The organism is Aeromonas sp. QDB11, from assembly GCF_027705265.1.
In the GTDB taxonomy this organism is placed as follows: Bacteria; Pseudomonadota; Gammaproteobacteria; order Enterobacterales; family Aeromonadaceae; genus Aeromonas; species Aeromonas allosaccharophila.
Window position 1 is genome coordinate 45131 of sequence record NZ_JAPDBM010000019.1, and the last position, 25879, is coordinate 71009.

22 protein-coding genes are annotated in these 25879 nt (G+C 59.8%); 12 read left to right on the forward strand and 10 right to left on the reverse strand.

What is annotated here, in order from left to right:
* Window positions 1-196 precede the first annotated feature (196 nt).
* Entirely contained in the window at window positions 197-748 is a 552-nt protein-coding gene (locus OKC40_RS08760) for a lipoprotein (RefSeq protein WP_139708309.1), read from the reverse strand.
* A gap of 295 nt (window positions 749-1043) precedes the next feature.
* Between OKC40_RS08760 and OKC40_RS08765 the strand changes: the two genes are divergently transcribed.
* Entirely contained in the window at window positions 1044-1763 is a 720-nt protein-coding gene (locus OKC40_RS08765) for a hypothetical protein (protein ID WP_418133314.1), read from the forward strand.
* Between the two features lie 12 nt (window positions 1764-1775).
* On the opposite strand, the gene OKC40_RS08770 is transcribed toward OKC40_RS08765, so the two are convergent.
* From OKC40_RS08770 to OKC40_RS08780, 3 genes are all read right to left on the reverse strand, one after another.
* On the reverse strand, window positions 1776-2237 hold the full coding sequence (locus OKC40_RS08770; protein ID WP_075112396.1) for a DUF2919 domain-containing protein: 462 nt from the start codon (window positions 2235-2237) through the stop codon (window positions 1776-1778).
* 148 nt (window positions 2238-2385) lie between these two features.
* Complete coding sequence (gene corA, locus OKC40_RS08775) at window positions 2386-3333, reverse strand: magnesium/cobalt transporter CorA (RefSeq protein ID WP_005337059.1); 948 nt, start codon at window positions 3331-3333, stop codon at window positions 2386-2388.
* Between the two features lie 507 nt (window positions 3334-3840).
* Entirely contained in the window at window positions 3841-5484 is a 1644-nt protein-coding gene (locus tag OKC40_RS08780) for an electron transfer flavoprotein-ubiquinone oxidoreductase (protein ID WP_182937638.1), read from the reverse strand.
* 169 nt (window positions 5485-5653) lie between these two features.
* Here OKC40_RS08780 and OKC40_RS08785 point away from each other — a divergent pair, with 169 nt between their 5' ends.
* From OKC40_RS08785 to aroG, 5 genes are all read left to right on the forward strand, one after another.
* The gene (locus tag OKC40_RS08785; RefSeq protein WP_182937637.1) at window positions 5654-6406 is read left to right on the forward strand and encodes an electron transfer flavoprotein subunit beta/FixA family protein; all 753 of its coding nucleotides are present in this window, start codon (window positions 5654-5656) and stop codon (window positions 6404-6406) included.
* Window positions 6403-7329: an electron transfer flavoprotein subunit alpha/FixB family protein gene (locus tag OKC40_RS08790; RefSeq protein WP_182937636.1), complete on the forward strand. Its 927-nt coding sequence runs from the start codon at window positions 6403-6405 to the stop codon at window positions 7327-7329. Before OKC40_RS08785 ends, OKC40_RS08790 begins: the two co-directional genes overlap by 4 nt.
* Window positions 7330-7554: 225 nt before the next feature.
* Entirely contained in the window at window positions 7555-8643 is a 1089-nt protein-coding gene (gene serC, locus OKC40_RS08795) for a 3-phosphoserine/phosphohydroxythreonine transaminase (protein ID WP_182937635.1), read from the forward strand.
* A 171-nt stretch (window positions 8644-8814) separates the two neighbouring features.
* The gene (gene aroA / locus OKC40_RS08800) at window positions 8815-10098 is read left to right on the forward strand and encodes a 3-phosphoshikimate 1-carboxyvinyltransferase (protein ID WP_182937634.1); all 1284 of its coding nucleotides are present in this window, start codon (window positions 8815-8817) and stop codon (window positions 10096-10098) included.
* Window positions 10099-10318: 220 nt separating this feature from the next.
* The gene (gene aroG / locus OKC40_RS08805) at window positions 10319-11374 is read left to right on the forward strand and encodes a 3-deoxy-7-phosphoheptulonate synthase AroG (RefSeq protein WP_182937633.1); all 1056 of its coding nucleotides are present in this window, start codon (window positions 10319-10321) and stop codon (window positions 11372-11374) included.
* Between the two features lie 114 nt (window positions 11375-11488).
* Here aroG and OKC40_RS08810 read toward each other — a convergent pair whose 3' ends face one another.
* Window positions 11489-13084, reverse strand: a complete 1596-nt coding sequence (locus OKC40_RS08810) for a methyl-accepting chemotaxis protein (protein ID WP_182937632.1) — start codon at window positions 13082-13084, stop codon at window positions 11489-11491.
* A gap of 254 nt (window positions 13085-13338) precedes the next feature.
* Here OKC40_RS08810 and hutW point away from each other — a divergent pair, with 254 nt between their 5' ends.
* A complete protein-coding gene (hutW, locus tag OKC40_RS08815; RefSeq protein ID WP_270794838.1) occupies window positions 13339-14691 on the forward strand; it encodes a heme anaerobic degradation radical SAM methyltransferase ChuW/HutW in 1353 nt (450 codons plus the stop codon).
* Between the two features lie 90 nt (window positions 14692-14781).
* Here the strand turns inward: hutW and OKC40_RS08820 are convergent, their stop codons facing one another.
* A complete protein-coding gene (locus OKC40_RS08820) occupies window positions 14782-16182 on the reverse strand; it encodes a DEAD/DEAH box helicase (RefSeq protein WP_182937630.1) in 1401 nt (466 codons plus the stop codon).
* Window positions 16183-16364: 182 nt separating this feature from the next.
* Window positions 16365-16841, reverse strand: coding sequence for a glutathione peroxidase (locus OKC40_RS08825; protein ID WP_111808500.1), 477 nt, complete (start codon window positions 16839-16841; stop codon window positions 16365-16367).
* 336 nt (window positions 16842-17177) lie between these two features.
* On the opposite strand from OKC40_RS08825, the gene OKC40_RS08830 reads away from it, so the two are divergent.
* Together OKC40_RS08830 and OKC40_RS08835 are read left to right on the forward strand one after the other, a co-directional pair.
* Window positions 17178-17786 (forward strand): 2OG-Fe(II) oxygenase, encoded by a 609-nt coding sequence (locus OKC40_RS08830; RefSeq protein ID WP_182937629.1) that lies wholly within the window; start codon window positions 17178-17180, stop codon window positions 17784-17786.
* A 203-nt stretch (window positions 17787-17989) separates the two neighbouring features.
* Window positions 17990-18979 carry a D-alanine--D-alanine ligase gene (locus OKC40_RS08835; RefSeq protein ID WP_182937628.1) on the forward strand — a complete coding sequence of 330 codons (990 nt, stop codon included), beginning with the start codon at window positions 17990-17992 and terminating at the stop codon, window positions 18977-18979.
* Window positions 18980-19119: 140 nt separating this feature from the next.
* On the opposite strand, the gene xseA is transcribed toward OKC40_RS08835, so the two are convergent.
* The 3 genes from xseA to OKC40_RS22980 form a co-directional block, all read right to left on the reverse strand.
* Window positions 19120-20487, reverse strand: coding sequence for an exodeoxyribonuclease VII large subunit (gene xseA, locus OKC40_RS08840; protein ID WP_182937627.1), 1368 nt, complete (start codon window positions 20485-20487; stop codon window positions 19120-19122).
* A gap of 239 nt (window positions 20488-20726) precedes the next feature.
* On the reverse strand, window positions 20727-21116 hold the full coding sequence (locus OKC40_RS08845; RefSeq protein WP_333563266.1) for a DUF1294 domain-containing protein: 390 nt from the start codon (window positions 21114-21116) through the stop codon (window positions 20727-20729).
* Window positions 21117-21152: 36 nt separating this feature from the next.
* A complete protein-coding gene (locus tag OKC40_RS22980; RefSeq protein ID WP_442865893.1) occupies window positions 21153-21365 on the reverse strand; it encodes a cold-shock protein in 213 nt (70 codons plus the stop codon).
* 646 nt (window positions 21366-22011) lie between these two features.
* Here OKC40_RS22980 and guaB point away from each other — a divergent pair.
* The 3 genes from guaB (at window position 22012) to OKC40_RS08860 (ending at window position 25800) form a co-directional block, all read left to right on the forward strand.
* Entirely contained in the window at window positions 22012-23475 is a 1464-nt protein-coding gene (gene guaB / locus OKC40_RS08850; RefSeq protein WP_075112381.1) for an IMP dehydrogenase, read from the forward strand.
* 84 nt (window positions 23476-23559) lie between these two features.
* Window positions 23560-25149: a glutamine-hydrolyzing GMP synthase gene (gene guaA / locus OKC40_RS08855; protein ID WP_182937625.1), complete on the forward strand. Its 1590-nt coding sequence runs from the start codon at window positions 23560-23562 to the stop codon at window positions 25147-25149.
* A 378-nt stretch (window positions 25150-25527) separates the two neighbouring features.
* Complete coding sequence (locus OKC40_RS08860) at window positions 25528-25800, forward strand: hypothetical protein (RefSeq protein ID WP_182937624.1); 273 nt, start codon at window positions 25528-25530, stop codon at window positions 25798-25800.
* The last annotated feature ends 79 nt before the right edge of the window (window positions 25801-25879 follow it).

Below are 25879 nucleotides of genomic sequence, written 5' to 3' on the forward strand. Positions count from 1 at the left end.
CCTTCTCACCATTGGTTGGTTTTATTATTGACGCTTCTCATGACGAATCTAAATGAGAATGGTCTGCATTATGCTGTGTTGAGGAGGACTTGAGAAGTAAAAAACCGCCCCATTCGGCTGCACGTTAAACCGGATGTGCGTTGTCGAAGAGGGCGGTTATCTGTTTATTGCGATGAAAGTGCCAGTGCGGCGGTGATCAGAGCACCTTGAACGGGATGACCAGACGGCCCGGCTCTACCTTGAGGGCTTCAACCTTGTCCTTGATCCTGGCTTCGTTCTTGCGGCTGCTGTCGAGGCGGTAGACCGGGGTCTGCGACAGGAACAGGGAGAGCGACTGATTGAAGGTGGGCAGCAGTGGGGTGAGGGCGGCCCCGATATCGGCCGGCTCGGTCTTGACCGAGATCAGTTCAAGGTCGCGCAGATAGATGGCGCCCTGATCGGCCACATAGTCGGGGCGGGCACTCAGGGCAAAGCGGATCTTCATCTGCTGGCTGCCAAGGGGGCTGCTCACCTGCAGGTCGCCAGCGGCGTCCAGCTCGATGCGATCCGCTTGTTTGCGGCCGATACGGCTCTGCATCTCATCCAGACGGATCTTGCTCGACATGATGCCGGGGATCCCCAGCTGTTTTTCAAAAGAGACCTGATCTTTGAGGTACTGGTTGATTTCGGCCTCGCTGACATTGTACTGGGTCAGGGAGCAGGCCCCCAGCAGCAGGGCGAGGGGGAGTAACAACAGCTGTTTCAACATGATGGATTCCGCTTGGACAAATATTATGGCGCTATCTTACGCGATAACGGGCGTGGAATGAGAGCCTCATACCGCGGCAAATCACGGACTTGCTGCATTCCCGGTTGTTTTTTGGCAACCGCCGGGTTCATCATCAACGGGTGAACCGAGTAGTGCCGATCGGTTGGCTGCAGGCGTTGGGCCACGTCTGAGCTGAGCAGCCTGAGCGGAGCACAAGAAGAGAATAGAGATCGAGGAGAGCGCAATGGTTCGGATGGGCAAGGTTGGCCGCAGGGTGCTGCTGTGGCTTGGCTGCATGATGGGGCTCTGGAGCCCGTCGCTGTGGGCCGAGGTGAAGGTGATCCCGGTCTTCGAGGCGCAGGCGGCGGTGCAGACCCTCAAGGAGATCTATCCCCAGCTGGGGGTAAGCGCCATGGGTAACCAACTGGTGCTGAGCGGGACGCCAGCCCAGCTGCAGGAGGCCGAAGCGACGTTGGCGCAGATCAACCAGCCGCCGCAAAGCCTGCTTATCGAGTGGCGGGTGGATGGGGCCGCCAGCGGTCAGCAACTGGGGGGCTCAATCAGTCGCGACGAGGCCAAGCGGCAGTGGCTGCTCGATGGCAACGCCCAACAGTACCAGCGCAGCCAGAACGACAGTTGGCAGGTGCGCGGGCTGTCGGGTCGTCCCGTGCTGCTGCAGATGGGCTCCTATCAACCGGTGACCTTCTATCAGTGGAACGGGGGCGCCGTGGTGGGGATGATGCCGCTGGTGAACGGCCTCTATGCCACGGCCACCTTGATTGGCGATCGGGTGCAGATTGCGCTGAGCAGCGAACAGGCGAGGCTGGAGCAGGGCACCATCAATCGTGGGCAGAGTGCCACCGAGGTGAGCGGGGCTCCGGGCCAGTGGCTGACGGTGGGGGAGCTCTCGACCAGTTCTGCGGATCAGGGGAGCAGCCTCGGCACCCAGCTACAGGGAGGGCGAGGCAGCCAGAGCGAGCGCCAGACCCTGCAGATCCGGGTTACTCGCCAATAGGTGTCAGCCCCGTCAGTGGGGCTGATCTGCGGCATATTCCCGTAGCTGGCGGCTGCGCAGCAGATACCAGAGTGACCAGAGGCTGGCGACCAGCACCAGTGCGGTGGGCCAGCTGAACGACCACTTCTGCAGATTGAGGCTGTGCAGTTGCATCAGCAGGCCGCTGACGGCAGAGCAGAGCAGCAGCAGCGGGCTGTGGCGCCTGAGCCAGGCGCGAATGCTGTGGGTCTGCTGATAGGTGCCCCCGCAGGCGAGCAACGCCAGGATGGCGGGGACGTCGGTCAGCAGGCTGATGTAGAGGGTGATTTTGTCCGGATAGAAGAGAGTCAGGATCTCGCTGCCGCTCTCGCGGGTGACGCCAGCCATCAGAAACAGCCAGACCGAGCGGGTCAGCAACAGGGCGATGGGCCAGAACCAGAGGGGCGGGCGCAACTGGCCGTGATCGTCATATCGGTGTTCGGGGTAGAGGGTCATGGTTGCCCGTTAGCCACTTGAATGGAGTGATGGAGGGGATATGGGGCGACGACGCGCCCTTTGCAAGGCGTTGGGATCAGCGCAAATTAATCGGGGGGCCATGCCCCCCAATCCATTTCTTCAGATATCGCAGCGCGCGTCGGCGGCGTTACAGCCATCCTTTGCGCTTGAAGAAGAGGCCGGTGCCCAGCGATGACATCACCATCAGCACCAGCGACATGGGATAACCATACTCCCAGGCGAGCTCCGGCATGCGGCCGAAGTTCATGCCGTAGATACTGGCGATCAGGGTCGGCGGCAGGAAGATCACGGCGGCAACCGAGAAGATCTTGATCACCTTGTTCTGCTCCAGATTGGTGACCCCCATGGAGGCCTCCAGCTGGAAGTTGATCTTGTCGAACAGGAACTGGGTGTGGGGCAAGAGAGATTCCACGTCGTGCAGCATCTCGTCGATCCACTTGTTCTGCTCCAGGCTCATGCGCTGGCGCAGGCTCCGTTTGAGGAAACGCAGGGCGCGGCGGGTATCGTGCAGGGAGAGACGGATCTGGCCGTTGGCCTCTTCCTGTGCCATCAACTCTTTGAGCATGGGGTTGATCTGATCCGGCTCGAAGATCTGATCGGCGGTGTTTTCCAAGGTCTTGTAACCATCCTCGATAAGGTCGGAGAGGTATTCCACCTTGAGGTTTTGCACCTCCAGCAGGATGTCGAGGGCATCCTCCACCTCCAGCCGATCCTGGCGCATATAGTGGCGCAGCAGGCGTACCAGCCCGATGTCATCTTCACGAATGCTGATCAGCAGGTTGTTGCGCAGGGTAAAGGAGACGTGGACACCCTTGGTGTCACGACCGATCCGCTGGGGAAACAGGGAGTGAATGTGCAGACCATCGGTATCCCAGTAGAAACGGGCGGATGCTTCGATGTCGTCGAGCTCTTCCTTGTCGGGAACCTCTTCCAGGAACAGGCCCGTCAACCATTCTCGCTCTGCCGTGTCCGGCTTGTAGGCATCCAGCCAGACCGTGTTGTCAGGTACTATGTCGTCAGGCCCGAGCGTGACTATGTCCAGCACCTTGTTATTGAGAATGTAGGCGGTGATCATCTGTCCCCCCTTAAAAAGTCATGGGTAATCAGGGATGGTTGCACAGGTCATGCGGCCTTAGATCGCTGAAGAAGGCGATCCCGTGGATAAGCAGATCGGGCCGATGGAAAACCTGAATGCGGCGAACTATACAGGGGCGGGCCGCGCTTGTCAGGGGCTATTCATCAGGGATCCAGCCTGTTTGTTCAAAAAAGCAGCGAGGTCGGATCACCTGAGCGGCCGTGCGGGGTAGAACCCGCCTTTGGCAGGGGGGAAGGATTTCTGAGGCTGCCTTTTGCTATCGTCCCGCTTCATCACATATTGGGATAGTAGGGCCCGGATCCCCCCTGTGGCGGCGTCCAGACGATGTTTTGGGGCTGAGCATCCTTGATGTCACCGCGTCTTGGTATCGCCGTATTCCATCACATATTCGGATAGTTGGGCCAGGATCCTCCTTGTGGCGGTGTCCAGAAGACATTTTGGGGTGAGCATCCTTTATATCACCGTATCTGGTATCGCCGTACTTCATTACATATTGGGATAGTTCGGCCCCGAGCCTCCTTGCGGTGGGGTCCAAATGATGTTTTGGCTGGGATCCTTGATATCGCAAGTCTTGCAGTGAATGCAGTTGGCGGCGTTGATCTGCAGCTTGGCCGCGCCTTCCGTTTCCAGCACTTCAAACACCCCGGCCGGGCAGTAGCGTTGGGCAGGTTCGGCCCAGGTGGGCAAATTGACCTCGACCGGAATATGCTCGTCCTGCAGCTTGAGGTGGCAGGGCTGATCCTCGTCGTGACTGGTGTTGGCGAGATACACAGACGAGAGCTTGTCAAAGCTCAGCTTGCCATCGGGTTTGGGATAATGGATGGGCTCGCAGCGGCTGGCCATGCGCAGCTGGCGGTAATCGGGCTCCTTATCGAGCAGTTTGAAGGGCGAGTTTGTGCCAAACAGCCGCTGCTCCAGCCAGTTGAAGGCACCGCCCAACCAGGGACCATAGCGGTGAAGAGCCGCGCCGAAGTTGCGCGCCGCCTTGAGCTCGCGGGCCAACCAGCTCTGTTGCAGCTCGTCGCCATACTGGGCCAGATCCCGTCCCCCCTCATCGCCACCCCGCAGTGCCATCGCGACGGTTTTTGCCGCCAGCATCCCCGATTTCATGGCGGTGTGGATCCCCTTGATGCGGGAAAAGTCGAGGGTGCCCGCATCACAACCGATGAGCAGGCCGCCCGGAAAGTGCATGCGGGGCAGGGCGTGCCAGCCCCCCTTGGTAATGGCGCGGGCGCCATAGCTGATGCGCTCCCCCCCTTGCAACTGGTCGGCGATAAGTGGGTGATGCTTGAGGCGCTGGAATTCGTCGAACGGGCTGAGCCAGGGATTCTGGTAGTTGAGATCGACAATCAGCCCGACCGCGATTTGATCCCCCTCCATCTGATAGAGATAGAAACCACCGTGGCTATTGCCGTCCCCCTGCTTGCCAAGGGGCCAGCCACTGCCGTGCAGCACTTGCCCCGCTTTGCCTTTACCTGCTGGCAGTTGCCATAGCTCTTTGAAGCCGATGGCGTAGTGTTGGGGTTGGGCGGGGTTTTCCAGATTGAAGTTGGCGATCAGCTGCTTACCGAGATGACCACGGGCCCCTTCGGCAAAGAGGGTGTAGCGGCCATAGAGCGCCATGCCGGGCACATGATCAGATTTTGGATTGCCCGCGCGATCCAGCCCCAGATCGCCGGTGATGACCCCCTTGACCCGGCCCGCCTCCATGATAAGTTCGCTGGCGGTAAACCCCGGGTATATTTCGACTCCCAGTTTTTCCGCCTGCTGGCCAAGCCAGCGGCAAAGGTTGCCGAGGCTGACGATGTGACAGCCGTCATTGTGCATCCGGGGCGGCACCGCCCAGGCGGGCAGTTGCAGGGAGCGTTGCTCGCTTTGCAGCAGATGCACCTGATCGTCGCTGACCGGCACGCCGAGCGGCGCTTGCTGCCAGCAATCCGGCAGCAGCTCTTGCAAGGCGACGGGATCAAACAGGGCGCCGGAGAGCAGATGGGCGCCAATTTCGGCCCCTTTCTCCAGCAGACAGACAGAGAGAGTGGCATCCTGCTGTTTTAGGGCGATGGCGGCAGTGAGCCCCGCCGGACCGCCACCGACGATGACGACATCAAATTCCATTGCTTCCCGTTCCATCTTGCCTCTGCGCTCTGGTTGGCTTAGGGTAGTGCTGGTAGTTTACGTAAACGTAAAGCGGTTGTAAGCAAAACTGAGCAAGAAAAAGCAAAAAATCAGGCAAAAGCGCACTGCAACAAACGCAGAGGCACACTAATGAATTCAATCCAAACAGACGAGGCATGACCCCATGAAGCTGCTGGTCGCAATCAAACGGGTAGTCGACTACAACGTCAAGATCCGGGTGAAGGGAGACGGCTCCGAAGTGGAGCTCGCCAATGTGAAGATGGGGATCAACCCCTTTTGTGAAATTGCGGTGGAGGAGGGGGTCAGGCTGCGGGAAGCCGGGGTCGCCAGCGAGCTGGTGGTGGTGACCTTCGGCCCGGACGCGGCGGCCGAGCAGCTGCGCCATGCGCTGGCGCTGGGAGCGGATCGGGCGCTGCACTATGTGACAGACGAGACGCTCGAACCGCTGACCGTCGCCCGCGCCTTGCACAAGGTGTGTGAGCAGGAGCAGCCGGGTCTGGTGCTGCTCGGCAAGCAGTCCATCGATTCGGACAACAATCAGGTGGCCCAGATGCTGGCTGCCCTCAATGAGTGGCCGCTGGCGACCTGCGTGTCCGCCCTCAAGGTGGAAGCGGGTGAGCTGCTGGTGACCCGCGAAATCGACGGTGGACTGGAGACCCTCGGCATGCCGCTGCCTGCAGTGGTGAGCGCCGATCTGCGTTTGAATGAACCGCGTTTTGCTTCGCTGCCCAACATCATGAAGGCCAAGCGCAAGCCGCTTGATAGCGCCCCGTTCTCGACACTCGCCGTTGAGGTGGCCAACCAGACCCGTTTGCTCGGGGTGATGGCGCCGCCAGCTCGCAGCGCCGGGATCAAGGTGGGCTCGGTGGACGAGCTGGTGGACAAACTCAAACACGAAGCGAAGGTGCTGCCATGAGCGTGCTGATCATTGCCGAACATCATCAGGGCCATCTGGCCGACAACGTGGCACAACTGGTCACCGCCGCCGCATCCATCGGCGGTCAGGTCGATCTGCTGTTGCTGGGTCAGGGGCTGACCGAGGCGGGTGAACAGGCGACTGCCATCGGCGGTGTCGACAAGGTGTTGCTTGCCGAGCATCCCCTGCTGGCCGACGGGTTGCTGGATGGGGTCGACAAGCTGCTGGCCCGCTGGTGTCAGGGGTACAGCCACTGCCTGATGGCGGCGAGCGCCATGGGCAAGGCACTGTTGCCACAGGTGGCGGCGCGGCTCGGGGTTGAGATGCTCTCCGAGGTGATCGGCATCGAAAGCAGCGATACCTTCCTGCGCCCCATCTATGCGGGTAATGCCATTGCCAGAGTGGCAAGCTCTGCACCGGTCAAGGTGATGACGGTGCGGGCCACCGCGTTTGCCAAGGCGGCGACGGGCGGACAGGCTCTTATCGAACGCTTGGCTGTACCCGAATTTGCGGGCCGTACCCGGCTGGTAGAGCGCCGAGCGGTGCGCTCCAGCAGGCCTGAACTGACCGCTGCCCGGGTGGTGGTCTCCGGTGGCCGCGCCCTTGGCTCCAAAGCGCAATTTGCCCTGATTGAGGCGCTGGCCGACAAGCTGGGTGGCGCGGTGGGGGCGTCGCGGGCCGCCGTTGATGCTGGATATGTCGCCAACGACCTGCAAGTGGGGCAGACCGGCAAGGTGGTGGCGCCCGAGCTCTATATCGCGGTCGGTATTTCGGGGGCTATCCAGCATCTGGCGGGGATGAAGGAGTCAAAAGTGATCGTGGCCATCAACAAGGACAGCGATGCCCCCATCTTTCAGGTGGCGGACTATGGGCTGGTGGGGGATCTCTTCACCCTGCTGCCGGAGCTCACCGCCAAACTGTAAATTTGTCAGAAACGGCGCAGCTGTGGCCGTTTATGCGCTCTGCCTGCCATTTCTGTGCATGTTCCCTGCAAGCCCTGACCTGTTCAGGGCTTTTTCTACTGCAAGGGGGATGCAGAGTGACGGTAAAAGGTTGAGCCTGCTCCCAAAAAGCCTTTGATCCGCTGGCGGCTCTTGTGTAAAACCTGACAAGTCATCGATTACTCTCATCCACTCACGGAAAGCGTCATGAGCAAACAGATTTACAACTTCTGCGCCGGCCCCGCCATGCTGCCGGTTGAAGTCATGGAGCGCGCCCAGCGCGAATTTTGTAATTTTCAGGGGCTGGGAGCCTCGGTCATGGAGCTTTCCCATCGCGGCAAGCCCTACATGGCGGTGGCCGAGAAGGCTGAAGCGGATCTGCGATCCCTGCTGGCGGTGCCGGACAACTACAAGGTGCTGTTCATGCACGGTGGTGGTCGCGGCCAGTTCTCCGCCGTGCCCATGAACCTGCTGGGCGGTGCCAACAAGAAGGCGGACTTCCTGCTGACCGGCGTCTGGTCCCAGAGCGCGGTGGATGAAGCCAAAAAGTATGGCGATATCCAGACCTTCCAGGGGGTTGCCAAGAACGCGCAGGGGATCTCTCGCCTGCTGCCGACCCCGGCGTTTCGCGCCGATGCAGCTTATGTTCACTACTGCCCGAACGAAACCATCGACGGTATCGAGATGTTCGACATCCCGGCCACCGGCGAGGTGCCGCTGGTGGCGGATCTCTCCTCCACCATTCTCTCCCGTCCCATCGACGTGAGCCGCTTTGGCATCATCTATGCCGGTGCCCAGAAGAATATCGGGCCGTCCGGGCTTGCCATCGCCATCGTACGCGATGATCTGCTGGATCAGGCCAGAGCCGATGTGCCATCGATTTTTGACTATCAGCTCACTGCCAAGAACGACTCCATGTTCAACACTCCGCCCACCTACGCCTGGTATCTGGCCGGCCTGGTGTTCGAGTGGCTCAAGGAGCAGGGTGGCCTCGAGGCGATGGAGGCACGCAACAAGGAGAAGGCCGATTTCCTCTACGGCTATCTCGATCAGTCGAGCTTCTATGGCAATCAGGTGGATGTCAGCTGCCGTTCGCGGATGAACATCCCGTTCCAGCTGAAAAATTCCGAGCTGGACAAGCAGTTCCTGGCTGAATCTGAGGCCGCTGGTCTGCTGGCCCTCAAAGGGCACCGCATTGTCGGTGGCATGCGTGCCAGCCTCTATAACGCCATGCCGCTGGAGGGAGTGAAGGCCCTGGTGAGCTTTATGGATGGCTTTGCCAAGCGTCACGGTTAAAGGCTGAACGTTTGCCACCAAAGACGCCGGGGAGACCCCGGCGTCTTTTTTTCAACAGAACCAGCGCGCTGGCGTTTGCCGTGCGATTTCCCCTGAAAGTGCCCTTGCCGAGCGGGACGCAGGCTGTTAACGTCCGGACAGGCGTTTATTTTGAGATAGCACAGGAAGTCTATGAATTCGTTGCGTTTGGAACCTATTTCTCGTGTGGCCGGTGAGGTTAATCTGCCCGGCTCCAAGAGTGTCTCTAACCGTGCGTTGCTGCTGGCGGCGCTGGCCCGTGGCACCACCCGTCTGACCAACCTGCTCGACAGCGATGACATTCGTCACATGCTGGCGGCGTTGACCCAGCTCGGGGTCAAGTACAAGCTCTCCGCCGACAAGACCGAGTGCACCGTGCACGGTCTGGGTCGCAGCTTTGCGGTGAAAGATCCGGTCAATCTGTTCCTCGGCAACGCCGGTACCGCCATGCGTCCGCTCTGCGCCGCGCTGTGTCTCGGCTCCGGTGAATATACTCTGGGCGGCGAGCCGCGCATGGAAGAGCGTCCCATCGGCCATCTGGTGGATGCCCTGCGTGAAGCGGGTGCCCATATCCAGTACCTGAAAAAAGATGGCTATCCGCCGCTGGTGGTGGATGCCAAGGGGCTGTGGGGCGGCGATGTGCACGTCGATGGCTCCGTTTCCAGCCAGTTCCTGACTGCCTTCCTGATGGCGGCGCCGATGGCGGCCGGTGATACCCGGATCCACATCAAGGGAGAGCTGGTCTCCAAGCCCTACATCGACATCACCCTGCACATCATGAAGCAGTTCGGGGTGGTCATCGAACACGACAACTACAAGCTGTTCTACATCAAGGGCAACCAGACCTATATCAGCCCGGGTGACTTTCTGGTGGAAGGGGATGCCTCCAGCGCCTCCTACTTCCTCGCGGCGGGCGCCATCAAGGGCAAGGTGCGGGTCACCGGCATCGGCAAGCACAGCATTCAGGGGGATATCCACTTCGCCGACGTGCTGGAGAAGATGGGCGCACGCATCACCTGGGGCGATGATTTCATCGAGGCTGAGCAGGCGCCGCTGCACGGGGTGGATATGGACATGAACCATATTCCCGATGCAGCCATGACCATCGCCGTTGCCGCGCTGTTTGCCGAGGGGCCGACCTCCATTCGTAACATCTACAACTGGCGGGTAAAGGAGACCGATCGTCTGCACGCCATGGCAACCGAGCTGCGCAAGCTGGGCGTCGAGGTGGAAGAGGGGAATGACTTCATCACCGTGACCCCGCCGACCCAGCTCAAGCACGCCGAGATCGATACCTACAACGATCACCGGATCGCCATGTGCTTCTCGCTGGTGGCGCTGTCGGATACCCCGGTCACCATTAATGATCCCAAGTGCACCTCGAAGACCTTCCCGGATTACTTCGACAAGCTGGCCAGTATCAGCCAGCGTGGCTGATCACTGACAAACCCGTCATCACCGACGCTTCGGGCCCGCGCTGAGCGGGCCTTTTTGCCTTCCTCACCTGTATCGCCATTTCGTCTAGCATCATTTAAATAACTTGCAAGGTTGTCGCGCAAAATAGTTTTGTGATTGCTGTAATTTCCTATTTACACATGCGCTGTCGCGGGCTATGTTGAGATTTCTTAATCGCAGTCATCTAGCAGGAAGCCTTGTCATGCAGCATCAAACCGACGACGTTCGTATCAGTGAAATCAAAGAGTTATTACCCCCGGTTGCGGTGCTTGAGAAGTTTCCGGCTACCGAGGTGGCCTCGTCTACCGTGTTTGAATCCCGTCAGGCCATCCACAATATCCTGGCCGGCGAAGATGAGCGTCTGTTGGTGGTGATCGGTCCTTGCTCCATCCATGATCCGGTTGCCGCGCTGGAGTACGGCAAGCGCCTCAAGGCGTTGCGCGACGAGCTGAAAGATCAGCTGGAGATCGTGATGCGGGTCTACTTCGAAAAACCGCGCACCACAGTGGGCTGGAAGGGGCTGATCAACGATCCGTACCTCGACAATAGCTGCAAGATCAACGACGGTCTGCGCATTGGTCGCAAGCTGTTGCTGGATCTCAACGACATGGGACTGCCAACCGCCTCCGAGTTCCTCGACATGATCACCCCGCAATATGTGGCGGATCTGATGAGCTGGGGCGCGATCGGTGCCCGTACCACCGAATCCCAGGTACACCGCGAGCTGGCCTCCGGTCTCTCCTGTCCGGTGGGCTTCAAGAACGGCACTGACGGCACCATCAAGGTGGCCATCGATGCCATTGGTGCCGCCAGTGCGCCGCACCACTTCCTGTCGGTCACCAAATACGGTCACTCCGCCATCGTGGCGACCCGCGGCAACCCGGACTGTCACATCATCCTGCGCGGTGGTCGTGAGCCGAACTACAGCGCCGCCCATGTCAGCGAGGTAGTGAAAGGGCTGGAGAAAGCCGGTCTGCCGCAGAAGGTGATGATCGACTTTAGCCACGCCAACAGCAGCAAGCAGTTCAAGAACCAGATGGTGGTGGCCGAAGATGTGGCCGATCAACTGCGTGCCGGCAGCAAGGCGGTGTTTGGCGTCATGGTAGAGAGCCATCTGGTGGAAGGTCGTCAGGACCTGGTGGAAGGGTGTGAACTCACCGTCGGTCAGAGCATCACAGATGCCTGTATCGGTTGGGCCGATACCGAAGTGCTGCTGCGCAATCTGGCGGATGCCGTCGCAACCCGCAACGCCCGTTAAAGCATGCTCTGCGGCATTGTTGATAGTGAACACGCAAGGCCGTAGTTGAGCGAAGCCAAATCCAGAAAGCAGAAGCGCGACCCTCGGGTCGCGCTTTTTCGTTGGTGACGTGGATTACCAGCGGTAGGTTTTCAGCAGCGCTTCCAGTTTCTGACACTGCTCCACCAACTGGATGCTGGCGAGGTTGGCGGCGTGCGCCTGACCCAGGGTGTCGTTGGAGGTGTTGCGGATGTCGCTCACCGAACTGTCCACCTCACTGCAGACCCGGTCCTGCTCTTCGGCGGACTGCGCCATCTGGGCATTGAGGTCGTTGATGCGGGCGATGCGCTCGATGATGTTCTGCATGGCCGCCAGGGTCTCCTCGGTCTTGCTGATGCTCTCACCGGCTTTGCTTTTTGCATCCCCGATCACCGTAACCGCGCTTTGGGCCTCTTTTTGCAGGGTGGCGATCATCTGGGAGATCTCTTCGCTGGCGGCGCGGCTGCGGTTGGAGAGGGCTCGTACTTCATCGGCTACTACCGCAAAGCCACGACCTTGCTCGCCCGCACGGGCTGCTTCAATGGCGGCGTTGAGGGCCAGCAGGTTGGTCTGATCGGCAATCCCCTTGATCACCTCGAGCACACCGTCAACCGCCAGGCAGCGGCTGTCGAGCTGCTGGATCACCTGATCCACCCGATCTATTTCTGCCGACATTTCGCCCATGTCGGTGATGGAGTGCTGGGCGAGGCGGCTGGTGTCGGCGGCATCCTGATTGGTGAGGGCGGAGAGCTCGGCGCTGTGGCGGGCATGTTCGCGCACCTCATGGGAGCTGGCGGCCAGCTCGCTCACGGCGGCGGCGACCTGAGTGGTCATCCCTTCTTGCTGGCGGGCCGAGTTTTCGGTCTGGGTCGCCACCTGACGGATCTGGTTCGACTCCTGATAGAGCTGATGGGTTGCCCCTTCGACCTCCTGCAGACTGTGGCGAAAGCCCTGCACCATGTCATTGACGGCGCGGGTCATCTGGCCCAGTTCATCCCGGCTGTGATTCGTCAGCGGGAGGGCGAGGTTGCGCTCCTTGGCCATCTGGATCATGGTGAGCTGCAACTGGCGCAGCGGGCGTTTTACGTAGCGTTGCAACACCCACCAGAGCAAACCAAAGCCGATGCTGAAGACGGCGGCCAGACTGCCGCTCAGGATCAGGTTGTTGTGGCGGATCTCGCCGAAGGTATGGCTGAGGTCGTAACTGATCCGCACCGCGCCCATTACGGTCCCTTCATTGACCTGATGACAGGTTGTGCACTGGGTGCCGCGATACTCCTTGTAGGCTTTGAACGGTTTGATCAGGGTGAGCCGGTTACCCTGCTGCTCCATAATGGTCTCTCCCTGATTGATGGCTCGCTCATCGAGGGGATCCTGCGCTTTCTGATCCGGGTGACCCGGGCCAAACAGGTTGCTGACGGCCGGGGCGCGGATCAGGCGAGCCTCGACGATGCCCGCTTCACTCTTGAGCTTGGTCTGCACGATTTGCCGGTTGGCCATGCCACCGGTCATCATCAGGACGTTGAGCTGATCCATATAGGTGTTGGCGGCACTCTCCACTTTTTCGCCCGCCAGCCGGATGGCGAGATCCCGTTGCAGCCAGGCGGAGAGTTCGAAGCAGAGGCCAAAGGTGGTGCTGATGACCAGCGCAAGGGGAAGGAAGATTTTCCAGTTCAGGGAGAGGTTATGCATGTTGGGCAAGTTCCAGGCGCTCGGTGTTGTTATGTGATCCCGTATCGCCTTGATCGTAGACGAAGAAATGGCGGAAGATGGTTCTCTATCGGCACACCATAACCGCTCTTTAGTAAATAATCTGTTAAGCAGATCGGTAATGCAGGTTGCCAAAATGACCTCGTCGAGGTGCGCGGCTCTGCGGGTTGATCCAGAACAAATTGCAGGTAACGATAATTGTTATCATTGTCATTATTTGCTGAATAGTGACCACCATGATTCTGACCCCTTCAATGACCGGCATTGCCTCGCCGGATCCCCTCAAGTTTGCCTTTAGCGCCAAGACCTCGGCTCACGCCAGTCGGGGAGGGATGCGCCCCTTCCCGCTGGATGAGGCTGGCTGGCAGAGCTGGTGGCAGCGAGAGAGTGAAGCTGAGGAGCGCGCCCTCTATATCCATATTCCGTTTTGCCGCAAGCGCTGCAGTTTCTGCAATTTCTTTGAAAATGGCGCCAATCCAGCGCGGATCAACCGCTACGTCAACGCCCTCTGCGCCTCCCTTGCGCAGGCAGCGGACACCCCGCTGGCGCAGAGCATGCCATTTTCAGCCGTCTATGTGGGGGGCGGCACACCGACCGACATGAGCGCCGGCGAGTTGGCCATGCTGGCCGCCGTGATCCGCCGTTTTCCGCTGGCGGCCGATGCCGAAGTGACGCTGGAGGGGCGCCTAAACGGTTTTGACGATGAGAAATGGCAGGCGGCGCTGGCGGGCGGGTTCAACCGCTTCTCGTTCGGGGTGCAGAGCTTTGATAGCCGGGTCCGCCAGCAGGCGGCCCGTTTCGATGACAGGGAGACGTTGCTGGCTCGCCTTGGCGAGCTGACCCGGGATGATGCGGCTGTGATCGTGGCTGACCTCATCTTCGGTCTACCCGGTCAGGATGATGCCGTATGGCAGCAGGATATCCGCGATGTGATGGCGAGCGGTGTGCACGGGGTCGATCTCTACCAGCTGATCGCCATGCAGGGCACCAATCTGGAGCGGGCGCAAGAGAAGGGCTGGCTCGCCGATGGCCAGCAGCGGGCGGCCATGTATGCCTATGGCGGCGCGCAACTGGAAGCCCACGGCTGGGAGCGCCTCTCTTGCAGCCACTGGCGGCGCAGCCCGGCCGAGCAGAGCCGTTATAACCAGATGGCCAAGCGCTGCGCCGAGATCCTCCCCTTTGGCGCCGGTGCGGGGGGCAGTATTCTTGGTCACGGCTTGATGTATGGCCGGGATCTGGCCCCTTGGCACGACGCGCTGGCCAACGGCAAGCGGGCGCCTGGGATGGTGATGGGGCGCAACCCCAATGCGCGGATGGATGGTCTGCTGCGCGGCGCCCTCGACAGCGGCGTGCTGGCGCTGGATCGTCTGCCTGCGCCTTTGCTGACCCATCTGATGCCGCTCTTTGCCGCCTGGCAGCAGCACGGGCTGGCGGAGATAGAGAGCGCACGGCTGCAACTCACCCTCGCCGGGCGCTTCTGGAACGTCAATATGCAGGCCGGGCTGTTCGAATTTTTGCAGCTCAATCCGCTCGATGGTTCAGCGCCGCCCAGCAATGACGCCGCCGCGGTGCGCCATTCGCTGGTCTGAGCCTTGCGCGGATCCGTGCGTGCCATTCATAACGAAAGAGGGAGCCTTGCAGGCTCCCTCTTTGGGCTTGGCAGATACAGCCGTACGAGCTTACTCGTCGCTGTTGTCCTGATAGCTGTCGCGCATCGCCTTGGGCAGGCGGCGCATCGGGGTAAAGCCGATATCCTCGCCCACCACTTCCCGCTTGCGGGACTTGTTTTGAGGAGACTGAGCTGGCTTCTTGGCGGCATCACCCTTGGCTTTGCCCTTACCTGCGGCAGGCTTGCCTTTGGCATTGCTCTTGGCGTTGGCATGGCCGCGCTCACGGGGCGGGTTCTGCACCGGTTTGCTGCCCGGCAGGGTCTGGCGACTCGGCTTGCCGCTGGGCTCGTACCCTTCCAGGATCTCCACGGTCAGGGATTGGCCGATCAGCGCCTCGATGGCCTTGAGCTGACCCAGCTCGTCATGGCTGACCAGCGAGATCGCCTCGCCACCGCGACCGGCACGACCGGTACGGCCGATACGGTGGATGTAATCCTCTGCCATCTGGGGCAGTTCGAAGTTGATCACGTGGGGCAGCTGATCGATATCGAGCCCGCGAGCGGCGATATCGGTCGCCACCAGCACCCGCACCTCGCCACTGCGAAAATCGGCCAGCGCCCGGTTGCGGGCTCCCTGGCTCTTGTCACCGTGGATCGCCACGGTATTGAGGCCATCTTTTTGCATCTGCTGGGCGAGGCGGTCGGCGATCTGCTTGGTGCGAACAAACACCAGCACCCGCTGCCAGTTGCCACGGCCAATCATGTGGGAGAGCAGCTCGCGGCGGCGTTCCCGATCCACCTGAATGATGCGCTGGGTCACCTGCTCGGCGGCGGTGTTGCTCGGATCCACCTCGATCAGGGTGGGATCGTTGAGCAGGTCATCGGCCAGCGCCTTGATCTCGTTGGAGAAAGTGGCGGAGAAGAGCAGGGTCTGACGCTCTGCAGGCAGCGCCTTCATGATGCGGCGGATGTCGACGATGAAGCCCATGTCGAGCATGCGATCCGCTTCATCCAGCACCAGCACTTCCAGCTCGCTCAGGGTCAGGGCGCCCTGGGTCAGCAGATCCAGCAGACGGCCCGGGGTGGCGACCAGAATGTCGACACCCAGCTTGATGGCGTCCAGATTGGGTTTGATGCTGACGCCGCCGTAGGCGATCAGCGTCTTGAACGGTAGGTGGTGGGCATACTTGATGATGCTCTCGCCCACCTGGGCCGCCAGTTCGCGGGTCGGGGTCAGTACCAGTGCGCGCACCTGACGACGGCCACGGCCGTGGTTGGCCAGCAGACGCTGCAACATCGGCAGGGTGAAACCGGCCGTTTTGCCTGTGCCTGTCTGAGCGCCGCCGAGCACATCCTGACCGGCCAGAATGGCCGGAATCGCTTGCTGCTGGATGGGGGTTGGCTGTTCGTAACCCAGCTCCTTGACGGCCCGCAGAATATGCGGAGACAGACCCAGTTCGTTGAATGACATGTTCGAGAGACACTCCTGAGATGAGCCTTTGGCTCAACGGGTGGCCAGCACTTTGGGGCCAGCCACGGTATGGAAAAGATAGTGGGGCCGTAATATAGCAAAATAGCGGCCGCTGCGCAGTAGCTGTCGTACCGGCCGCCACACAATCATTCAATGCAGTAGCGCAACACGCGTCGGGCGATTCAGAGCATCTCGCGGATCTGCTCGGCCAGGTTCTCCGGTTTGGCCTGGGGGGCGAAGCGGTCCACCACATTTCCCTCCTGGTCGATCAGGAACTTGGTGAAGTTCCATTTGACGTTTTCCAGCCCCAGAAAACCCGGTTTCTGTTTTTTAAGCCACTGGTAGAAGGGGTGGGCATGCTCGCCGTTGACATCGCACTTGGCCATGATGGGGAAGGTGACCGGATAGTCGAGGGAGCAGAAGCGGGCAATTTCGTCCGCATCCCCCGGCTCCTGATTGCCAAACTGGTTGCAGGGGAAGCCCAGGATCACCAGCCCCTTGGGGCCGAGTTCCCGATAGAGGGCTTCCAGCCCTTCATATTGGGGGGTAAAGCCGCAGCGACTGGCGACATTGACCACTAGTACCACCTTGCCCGTCAGCTGGGCCAGCGGATAGGGGGTGCCATCCAGTCGTTGCAATGTGAGATCGGGCAGAGGCATAAGCAGATCCTTCTATTGGTTGTCCGCGAGGTGTTCGGTCGGTTGTGGCGATAGATGTCGGATGAATAGCGTAATGGTACTGGAGTACGGTATCGGTTGGCTCTTTTGGCGGCAAGAGACCCGCACTCTCTCTTCCCCTTGATTGCAAGGGCCATCACAGTTTCGACAGCCAATACGCCGTCCGGTGGGGCGGGATCACAACTGGCGACAAAAAGCGGGGAAGCGGGCGACAAATCGCGTATTGATGGTGGGACTTCTCAAGAGAAGCAAACCGGTTTGAGACTTGGCCGGTAAGTCGCTAAAAAGCGCCCTCTCTCCACTCATTGTGAGCCAATCTTGGACTATCAAGCTGCCATGGATGCCATTTACACCCGGGGATGGGTGATAGTGGATGATTTTTTGACCGCCGCCGAGGTGGATGCCCTCAAAGCCTGTTTGCCAGGCGAATGGCAACCGGCCGGGATCGGCCGTGACGCCCTGCACCAGGGCAATCCTGATATTCGCCGTGATCAGATCCACTGGCTGGAGCCCTCCCTCGGTGCGTCGGTGGCCGACTACCTCGCCCGGATGGAGTCCCTGCGTCTTGCCGCCAACCGGATGTTGATGCTGGGGCTGTTTGACTACGAGGCCCACTTCGCCCGCTATCGCAGCGGCGATTTTTACGCTACCCATCGCGATGCCTTTGCCGGTCGCTCCAACCGCCGCCTTACTTCGGTCTTCTACCTCAACAACGACTGGCAGCCAGAAGCCGGTGGGTTGCTCCGCTTCTATGACAACGACGAGCAGTTTCTGATGGATGTCAGCCCCAAAGGGGGGCGGCTGGTGCTGTTTCTCTCCGAGGAGTTTCCCCACGAGGTACTACCCGCCAACCGCGAGCGCTACAGCATCGCCGGCTGGTTTCGGGTCAATGGCAACGGGATGGGACGGGTCGATCCCCCGCGCTGAGGGGCAATGTGTCCCGATTTTGACACAGGGGAGACTTTTCACTGCAAGAAGTGGGGTCATGGGTCTCCCATCAGCTGACAAGGGTTGATCTCCCTTGCTACACTGGCGCGCACTTATGTTCGTATCTGGCTTCGTCCGGTTTTATGGTGGTTGGCTTATCAAATGGTCATGACGAGGCCGCTTTTCCCAAGGGATCACATCTAATGAAGAACATGCATGTCTTGCTGCTGTGCGGCGGCGGTGGCTCCGAGCACGAAGTTTCTCTGCGCAGCGCCAATTTCCTCGAGCAACAACTGGGCCTTCTGCCCGGTGTCGAAGTGACCCGCGTCGAGATGTTCGCCGATCGCTGGCTCAGTGCCGATGGCCGCGAGTGCAAGCTGGGGCTCGACAAGCTGCTTTCGTTTGACAGCGTGGCCCGTCCGGTAGATTACGTGGTGCCCTGCATCCACGGCTATCCGGGTGAGACCGGCGATCTGCAATCCTTCCTCGAACTGGCCGGATTGCCTTATCTCGGTTGCGATGCCGAGGCGAGCAAGATCTGCTTCAACAAGATCAGCACCAAGCTGTGGCTCTCTGCCATCGGCATTCCCAACACCCCTTACCTGTTCCTGACCGAGCAGAACGACGCGGCGCTGAGCGATGCCAAAGCCGCGCTGGCCAAGTGGGGCAAGGTCTTTATCAAGGCGGCCTCCCAGGGCTCTTCCGTTGGTTGCTACTCTGCCAGCAACGAAGCGGATCTGGTGAAAGGCATTGCCGATGCTTTCGGTTACTCCGAGCAGGTACTAATCGAGAAAGCGGTCAAGCCGCGCGAGCTGGAAGTGGCGGTTTACCAGTACGGTGACGAGCTGGTGGCGACTTATCCGGGCGAGATCTGTGTGCCGCAGGACAAGTTCTACACCTATGAAGAGAAGTACAGCAGCGCCAGCCACACCGAGACCAGCCTCAAGGCACAAGGGCTGACCCAGGCACAGGCCGATGCGATCCACGTGTATGCCCTCAAGGCGTTCCGTCAGCTGAAACTGACCCATCTGTCGCGCATCGACTTCTTCCTGACCGAGGAGGGCGAGATCCTGCTCAATGAAATCAACACCTTCCCGGGCATGACCTCCATCTCCATGTTCCCGAAACTGCTGGAGCATCACGGTCACCGCTTTGCCGACTACCTTGAGCAGATCCTGCGCAAGGCCAGCTAAGCGGGTCGCTCTCGCTGACAGGTGTTAATACCGTTCCAATAAAAATCCCCGCCAACCGGCGGGGATTTTTTTATACAGGCATGACCGGGGCACCAGCTGCCAGTGAGGCGCAGCACCGGGTCGCGGCTCAAGAGCGCGGGTTACGGCTTAATTCCCTCGACCCGTACCTGCAAGCTCCCTTGCGCCAGGGTGGTGATGAGTTGGTCGCCACTGTTGACCTGATCGGCGCGATTGATGACTTCGCCACGCGCAGTGCGGGTGATGGAGTAGCCGCGACCCAGGGTGGCAAGCGGGCTCACTCCGTCAAGGCGGGCGGTGAGCATGGCGAGGCGGTGGCTCGCAAGGTCTTGCCGTTTTGCAATCAGGGCATGGAGCCGCTCTTCGGCCAGCTGGTGGCGGCGCTTGCCAGCAGCCAGCAAGCGCTCCGGGCTCTTGCCTTGCAGGCGCAGCTCAAGATTGGCGAGGCGCCGCTCTCCCTGATGCAGCCGCTGGCGAAGCAGCTGCTGCAAACGGGCAGAAAGTTCGTCTAGGCGCTGGGATTGCTGTTCCAGCCGCCGCTTCGGATCCTGATGGTCGAGCCGTTTTTGCAGCAGGATGAAATCGTGACGGGCGGCGGTCTGGCGGCGACTCATCGCCTGCAGCAGTCGCTGCTTGAGATGGGCGAGGCGCTGGATGCGGGCCTGATTGTCCGGCGCCACCAGTTCGGCGGCCGCCGACGGGGTTGGGGCGCGCAAGTCGGCGGCAAAGTCGCTGATGGTGACATCCACCTCGTGGCCCACCGCGCTGATAACCGGAATGGCGGAGTGGGCAATGGCGCGCGCCACCGCCTCTTCGTTGAAGCACCAGAGATCTTCGAGGGAACCGCCGCCGCGCCCGACGATCAGCACATCCACCTCGGCGCGCTGGTTCGCTTTGGCGATCGCCGCGACAATCTGGCTGATGGCGGCGCTCCCCTGCACCTGGGTCGGGTAGATAAACACCGGCAGATCCGGCGCACGGCGTTTGAGCACCGTCAGCATATCGTGCAAAGCCGCACCGGTGGCGGAGGTGATGAGGCCCACCGCGCGCGGTTCGCGGGGCAGCGGCCGCTTGCGGCTCTCGTCAAACAGCCCCTCGGCGCCGAGGCGGCGTTTGAGCTCTTCAAAACGCAGGGCCAGCACGCCATCGCCAGCGGGCTGCATCGACTCGATGATCAGCTGGTAGTCGCCGCGCGGCTCGTAGAGCGAGACCCGCGCCTGCACCAGTACCTGCATGCCATCCTGCGGGCGAAACGTCACCCGCCGGTTGTTGCCCTTGAACATGGCGCAGCGCACCTGCGCCCCCAGATCTTTGAGCGAAAAGTACCAGTGGCCGGAACTTGGCATCGCCAGATTGGATAGCTCGCCGGTCAGCCACACCAGCCCCAGATCCTGCTCCAGGATCATGCGCACGGCGCTGTTGAGGCGGGTGACGGTAAAGACCTGCTGCTCGCGGCCGTTCGCCGCACTGGATGGGGTATATCGGTTCAATGGCGTACCTGTGGTCTGCCCTGGCGGGGCCGGAATAAAACGATGGTGGCTATCTTACCCCAGAGCGCGGCAGGAGCCGAGCCCGGACATCTTGTTTGGCTAGCTTGTCAGAGCGTGACTCGGCGCTGTCGCGTTGAAGGGCGCAAACCGGTGGCGTTTGATGCGGGTATCAATCAGGCCACCGGTTAAATTGATGCAAGGGCAAAATCTGATGGCGATCAGTTGTGCCGAACACGGACTCAAGCCCAGGGGGCGATCAGATGGAGGAGCTCTGTTGTGACAGTGCCAAGCATGGCACGACCCGGATCGCTCATGGTTAACCCGCACAGCAGAAGCAGATTCATGAAAACTGTTGCCCAGAATACCTGGCGAAATTCCACTTTGGCTGATTTATGCCTGAGCAGCTGTTGGGCAGAGAGGGCGCCAGGCCAACCACCGAGCAGGGCCAGCAGATGCAGGGTGCTCTCTTGAGTACGCCAGTGGTTATTTTGGGCGGCATGTTTGTCAATGGCATAGGCAATAAACGTAATAATGCTCAGGGATATATAGACGATGAGGATGAGCGCCGGAATACGCTGAAACAGGGTGAGTGCAAATATGCTTGATATAAACAGTAGTGGCCATATCAGACTGACGTTACTGCCCCCTCTCTTTCTTTGAAGTGATCATTCATGGGGAAACGAGACATTGACTGCATTACTGCGTTGCCGACTATCTTTCTCTACTTCATAAATAACCAGATCGCCATTGGCGGGTCGTCGTGCTCTCGATTTGAATGACTTGATATGAATGAATGTGCGTTCACCTCCGCCATTAGGCTCGACGAATCCATATCCCTTGTCATCGTTCCACTCAGAAATCTTTCCTTGAAATCTCATATATATGCCCGCGATGGTTGATTGATATCTATGGACTGTGTTTCATGCACTGAAATAAGCATGTCAGAGTGGCAAACTCGTTATTCTGCCGGGTTTGGTTTCACCCGCAGAATATAGTCGCTGTTGCCCCGTTTTTTCGGTGCTTGACCTCTCTTGTTAGTGGCCAGGGTGGGCCAATACGAGCATGGTCACCTCATGGCACTGCAGGGTATCTTACGAGACCACCTCTTCCGGCTGCCACAACTTTTGCGTGTGTGTGACGGGAATTGTTTGATTTGTTGCGCCAGCGCAACAACTGCCAACATGGCGACTTGCCTGGCGTGTTAACGAGTGCATTGCGATGCAATGGAATGCTGGGTTATCTGGGTCTGTTTTGCTGCAGGATTGGGAGGAGGGCAGGAGGTTGCCAATCTGCCTCCGGGGGAAATTCATCAGGGGCATTTTGCATAAAACCCCATTCGCTCAACTCTTTTGCCACAAAACGGCCATTTTTGGAGAGAAAGTCTTGGTTTTTTAGCCTCTTGGCCGCCTAAAAGAGGGCTACGCCATAAAAAATTCAAAAAACTTCTTTACCAGTGACCAATCGGTGAGTAAACTTCGTCGGCAATATTTTACACCCCCACTTCCTCAACGGTGAGATATTGCCATGCTCAGGATTGCCAAAGAAGCGTTAACCTTCGACGATGTACTGTTGGTTCCCGCCCACTCCGAAGTTCTTCCCAATACTGCCGATCTGCGTACCAAGCTGACCTCCACCATCAGCCTGAACATCCCCATGATCTCCGCTGCCATGGACACAGTGACCGATGCCCGTCTGGCTATCGCACTGGCCCAGGAAGGCGGTATCGGCTTTATCCACAAGAACATGTCCATCGAGCAGCAGGCTGCCGAAGTGCGCAAGGTCAAGAAGTACGAAAGCGGCGTGGTCACTGACCCTGTCACCGTACGCCCTGACATGACCATTGCCCAAATCAAGGAGCTGAGCCACAAGAACGGCTTCGCCGGTTACCCCGTGGTGACTGACGGCAACAAGCTGGTCGGTATCATCACCGGCCGTGACGTGCGCTTCGTGATTGACCTCTCCCAGACCGTTGAACAGATCATGACCCAGAAAGATCGTCTGGTCACCGTGCGTGAAGGCGCCCCTCGCGAAGAGGTGGTTGCCCTGATGCAAAAGCACCGTATCGAAAAAGTGCTGGTGGTGAACGCCGACTTCAAACTCAAGGGCATGATCACCGTTAAAGATTTCCAGAAAGCCGAGCGCAAGCCGCACGCCTGTAAAGATGACAAGGGTCGTCTGCGCGTCGGTGCCGCGGTCGGTGCCGGTGCCGGTAACGAAGAGCGCGTTGCTGCGCTGGTGGAAGCCGGTGTGGACGTGCTGCTGATCGACTCCTCCCACGGCCACTCCCAAGGCGTGCTGGATCGCATCAAGGCCACTCGCGACGCCTATCCGGATCTGCAGATCATCGGTGGCAACGTGGCGACCGGTGCGGGCGCCAAGGCGCTGGCTGCTGCCGGTGTCAACGCGGTCAAGGTCGGTATCGGCCCGGGCTCCATCTGTACTACCCGTATCGTCACCGGTGTCGGTGTCCCCCAGATCACTGCCATCTCCGACGCTGTTGATGCGCTGGAAGGCACCGGTATTCCGGTGATTGCCGATGGCGGTATCCGCTTCTCCGGCGACATCGCCAAGGCCATCGCCGCGGGCGCCAGCTGCGTCATGGTCGGCTCCATGTTCGCCGGTACTGAAGAAGCGCCGGGCGAGATCGAGCTCTATCAGGGTCGCTCCTTCAAATCCTACCGCGGCATGGGTTCCCTGGGCGCCATGTCCAAAGGTTCCAGCGACCGCTACTTCCAGACAGACAACGCCGCTGACAAGCTGGTGCCGGAAGGCATCGAAGGTCGCGTGCCGTACAAGGGCCGCCTCAAAGAGATCATCCACCAGCAGATGGGTGGCCTGCGCTCCTCCATGGGGTTGACCGGCAGCGCCACCATCGACGACATGCGCACCAAGGCAGAGTTCGTGCGCATCTCCGGCGCCGGGATGAAAGAGTCCCACGTCCACGATGTGACCATTACCAAAGAAGCCCCCAACTATCGGATGGGCTGATACAAGACGGGGCTGCGGCCCCGTTTTGACACCGTTTTTATCCCCATGCTTTTTGTTAAAACATCAGCCTGATGCAGGAATAAAATGACTAAAGACATTCACCAGCACCGTATCCTTATCCTCGACTTCGGTTCCCAGTACACCCAGCTGATTGCCCGCCGTGTGCGCGAGATCGGTGTTTACTGCGAACTGTGGGCCTGGGATGTGACCGAAGAGCAGATCCGCGAATTCAACCCCAACGGCATCATCCTCTCCGGCGGTCCGGAGTCCGTCACCGAAGCGGGCAGCCCGCGCGCTCCCGAGTACGTGTTCAACGCCGGTGTGCCGGTGTTCGGCATCTGCTACGGCATGCAGACCATGGCCGAGCAGCTGGGTGGCAAGGTGCAATCCTCCACCGAGCGTGAATTCGGTTACGCCAAGGTTGAAGTGCTGGGCAACTCCGGCAAGACCAGCGCGCTGCTGCGCAACATCGAAGATGCCATCGCCGACAACGGCAACGCCCTGCTGGATGTCTGGATGAGCCACGGTGACAAGGTCACCTCCATCCCGGCTGACTTCACCACCATCGCCAGCACCCCGACCTGCCCCCACGCGGCCATGGCCAATGAAGCCAAGCGCTTCTACGGCGTGCAGTTCCACCCGGAAGTGACCCACACCCGTCAGGGTGCCCGCATGCTGGAGCACTTCGTCAAGGACATCTGTGGCTGCGAATGCCTCTGGACTCCGGCCACCATCATCGACGACGCCGTTGCCCGCATCCGCGAGCAGGTGGGTGACGACGAAGTGATCCTCGGCCTCTCCGGCGGTGTCGACTCTTCCGTGGTTGCCATGCTGGTGCACCGCGCCATCGGCGATCGCCTGACCTGCGTCTTCGTTGACAACGGTCTGCTGCGTCTGAACGAAGGCGAGCAGGTGATGGAGATGTTTGGTGACCACTTTGGTCTGAACATCATCAAGGTTGAAGCCGAAGAGCGCTTCCTCTCTGCCCTGGCAGGTGTTGACGAGCCGGAAGCCAAGCGCAAGATCATCGGCCGCGTTTTCGTCGAAGTGTTCGACGATGAAGCCAAGAAGCTGAAAAACGCCCGATGGCTGGCCCAGGGCACCATCTATCCGGATGTGATCGAATCCGCTGCCAGCAAGACCGGCAAGGCTCACGTCATCAAGTCTCACCACAACGTCGGTGGCCTGCCGGAAGAGATGAAGATGGGTCTGGTCGAGCCGCTGCGCGAGCTGTTCAAAGACGAAGTGCGCCGAGTTGGTCTGGAGCTGGGTCTGCCCTACGACATGCTCTACCGTCACCCGTTCCCGGGCCCGGGTCTGGGCGTGCGGGTGCTTGGCGAAGTGAAGAAAGAGTACTGCGATCTGCTGCGCAAAGCCGATGCGGTCTTTATCGAAGAGCTGCGCAAAGCCGACCTCTACAACCAGGTCAGCCAGGCATTCGCCGTGTTCCTGCCGGTGCGCTCCGTTGGCGTCATGGGCGATGGTCGCAAATATGACTGGGTGATTGCCCTGCGCGCCGTCGAAACCATCGACTTTATGACCGCCCATTGGGCTCACCTGCCGTACGACTTCCTCGGTCACGTATCGAATCGCATCATCAACGAGATCAACGGTATCTCCCGCGTGGTGTACGACGTCTCCGGCAAGCCGCCTGCAACTATCGAATGGGAATAAGCGGCTCACGCCCTTCTACCCTTCGAGCATAAAAATGCAAAAAGACGCCCTTGAGGCGTCTTTTCTTTTTTCAATCGTTTGCGCTACACATATTCTTTTTCGATCCGCTTTTTCGCCACCTTGCCCTTGTCATATGTGACTGGGGCATTTTTGCCATCCCGCATCAGGCTCTCTCATGTCAATTGAGCTCGCTGTCAACGGTGGTTCGTGGCAAGGGGAAGGGCTGATCCACGTGCAGATAGCTGCACAAACACACCCATCGTCATCGTGCCAACCGGCAGTGATGGCAACCCGGTGGAGACCGGAAATCACTTGAATCAACGGGGCGCAGCCCGATCGGCCAAACGAGTCGGGATCATAGAGCACGGAGAGTTTGATATGTCAGAACAAGCCGTGTTGGTGGGTGGATGGACCGCATACCACAAGCTGAGCGCAAAAGATCAGGCGGTATTTGACCTGGCACTGAAAGGATTTGTCGGGGTGCAGTACCAGCCGTTTGAAGTCTCCACCCAGGTGGTGGCTGGCACCAACTACCGTTTCAAATGCAAAACCACGGTGCCGCTGCCCAACCCGATCCACGGGGAAGCCGTGGTGCAGATCTTCCAGTCTTTGGAAGGTACTGCGCATATCACCTCCATCACCCCGATCTGAGTCAGGGCGGGAGCACACTTTGTTGATATTTTAACCAAAGAATAACTGAGCCCGATAGTCGTCATTCCAGCCGGCTCTT

Coding starts and splice junctions, on each gene's coding strand:
- OKC40_RS08760 (WP_139708309.1), bottom strand. CDS start 748: ATGTTGAAACAGCTGTTGTTACTCCCCCTCGCCCTGCTGCTGGGGGCC.
- OKC40_RS08765 (WP_418133314.1), top strand. CDS start 1,044: ATGATGGGGCTCTGGAGCCCGTCGCTGTGGGCCGAGGTGAAGGTGATC.
- OKC40_RS08770 (WP_075112396.1), bottom strand. CDS start 2,237: ATGACCCTCTACCCCGAACACCGATATGACGATCACGGCCAGTTGCGC.
- corA (WP_005337059.1), bottom strand. CDS start 3,333: ATGATCACCGCCTACATTCTCAATAACAAGGTGCTGGACATAGTCACG.
- OKC40_RS08780 (WP_182937638.1), bottom strand. CDS start 5,484: ATGGAACGGGAAGCAATGGAATTTGATGTCGTCATCGTCGGTGGCGGT.
- OKC40_RS08785 (WP_182937637.1), top strand. CDS start 5,654: ATGAAGCTGCTGGTCGCAATCAAACGGGTAGTCGACTACAACGTCAAG.
- OKC40_RS08790 (WP_182937636.1), top strand. CDS start 6,403: ATGAGCGTGCTGATCATTGCCGAACATCATCAGGGCCATCTGGCCGAC.
- serC (WP_182937635.1), top strand. CDS start 7,555: ATGAGCAAACAGATTTACAACTTCTGCGCCGGCCCCGCCATGCTGCCG.
- aroA (WP_182937634.1), top strand. CDS start 8,815: ATGAATTCGTTGCGTTTGGAACCTATTTCTCGTGTGGCCGGTGAGGTT.
- aroG (WP_182937633.1), top strand. CDS start 10,319: ATGCAGCATCAAACCGACGACGTTCGTATCAGTGAAATCAAAGAGTTA.
- OKC40_RS08810 (WP_182937632.1), bottom strand. CDS start 13,084: ATGCATAACCTCTCCCTGAACTGGAAAATCTTCCTTCCCCTTGCGCTG.
- hutW (WP_270794838.1), top strand. CDS start 13,339: ATGATTCTGACCCCTTCAATGACCGGCATTGCCTCGCCGGATCCCCTC.
- OKC40_RS08820 (WP_182937630.1), bottom strand. CDS start 16,182: ATGTCATTCAACGAACTGGGTCTGTCTCCGCATATTCTGCGGGCCGTC.
- OKC40_RS08825 (WP_111808500.1), bottom strand. CDS start 16,841: ATGCCTCTGCCCGATCTCACATTGCAACGACTGGATGGCACCCCCTAT.
- OKC40_RS08835 (WP_182937628.1), top strand. CDS start 17,990: ATGAAGAACATGCATGTCTTGCTGCTGTGCGGCGGCGGTGGCTCCGAG.
- OKC40_RS22980 (WP_442865893.1), bottom strand. CDS start 21,365: ATGAGATTTCAAGGAAAGATTTCTGAGTGGAACGATGACAAGGGATAT.
- guaB (WP_075112381.1), top strand. CDS start 22,012: ATGCTCAGGATTGCCAAAGAAGCGTTAACCTTCGACGATGTACTGTTG.
- guaA (WP_182937625.1), top strand. CDS start 23,560: ATGACTAAAGACATTCACCAGCACCGTATCCTTATCCTCGACTTCGGT.
- OKC40_RS08860 (WP_182937624.1), top strand. CDS start 25,528: ATGTCAGAACAAGCCGTGTTGGTGGGTGGATGGACCGCATACCACAAG.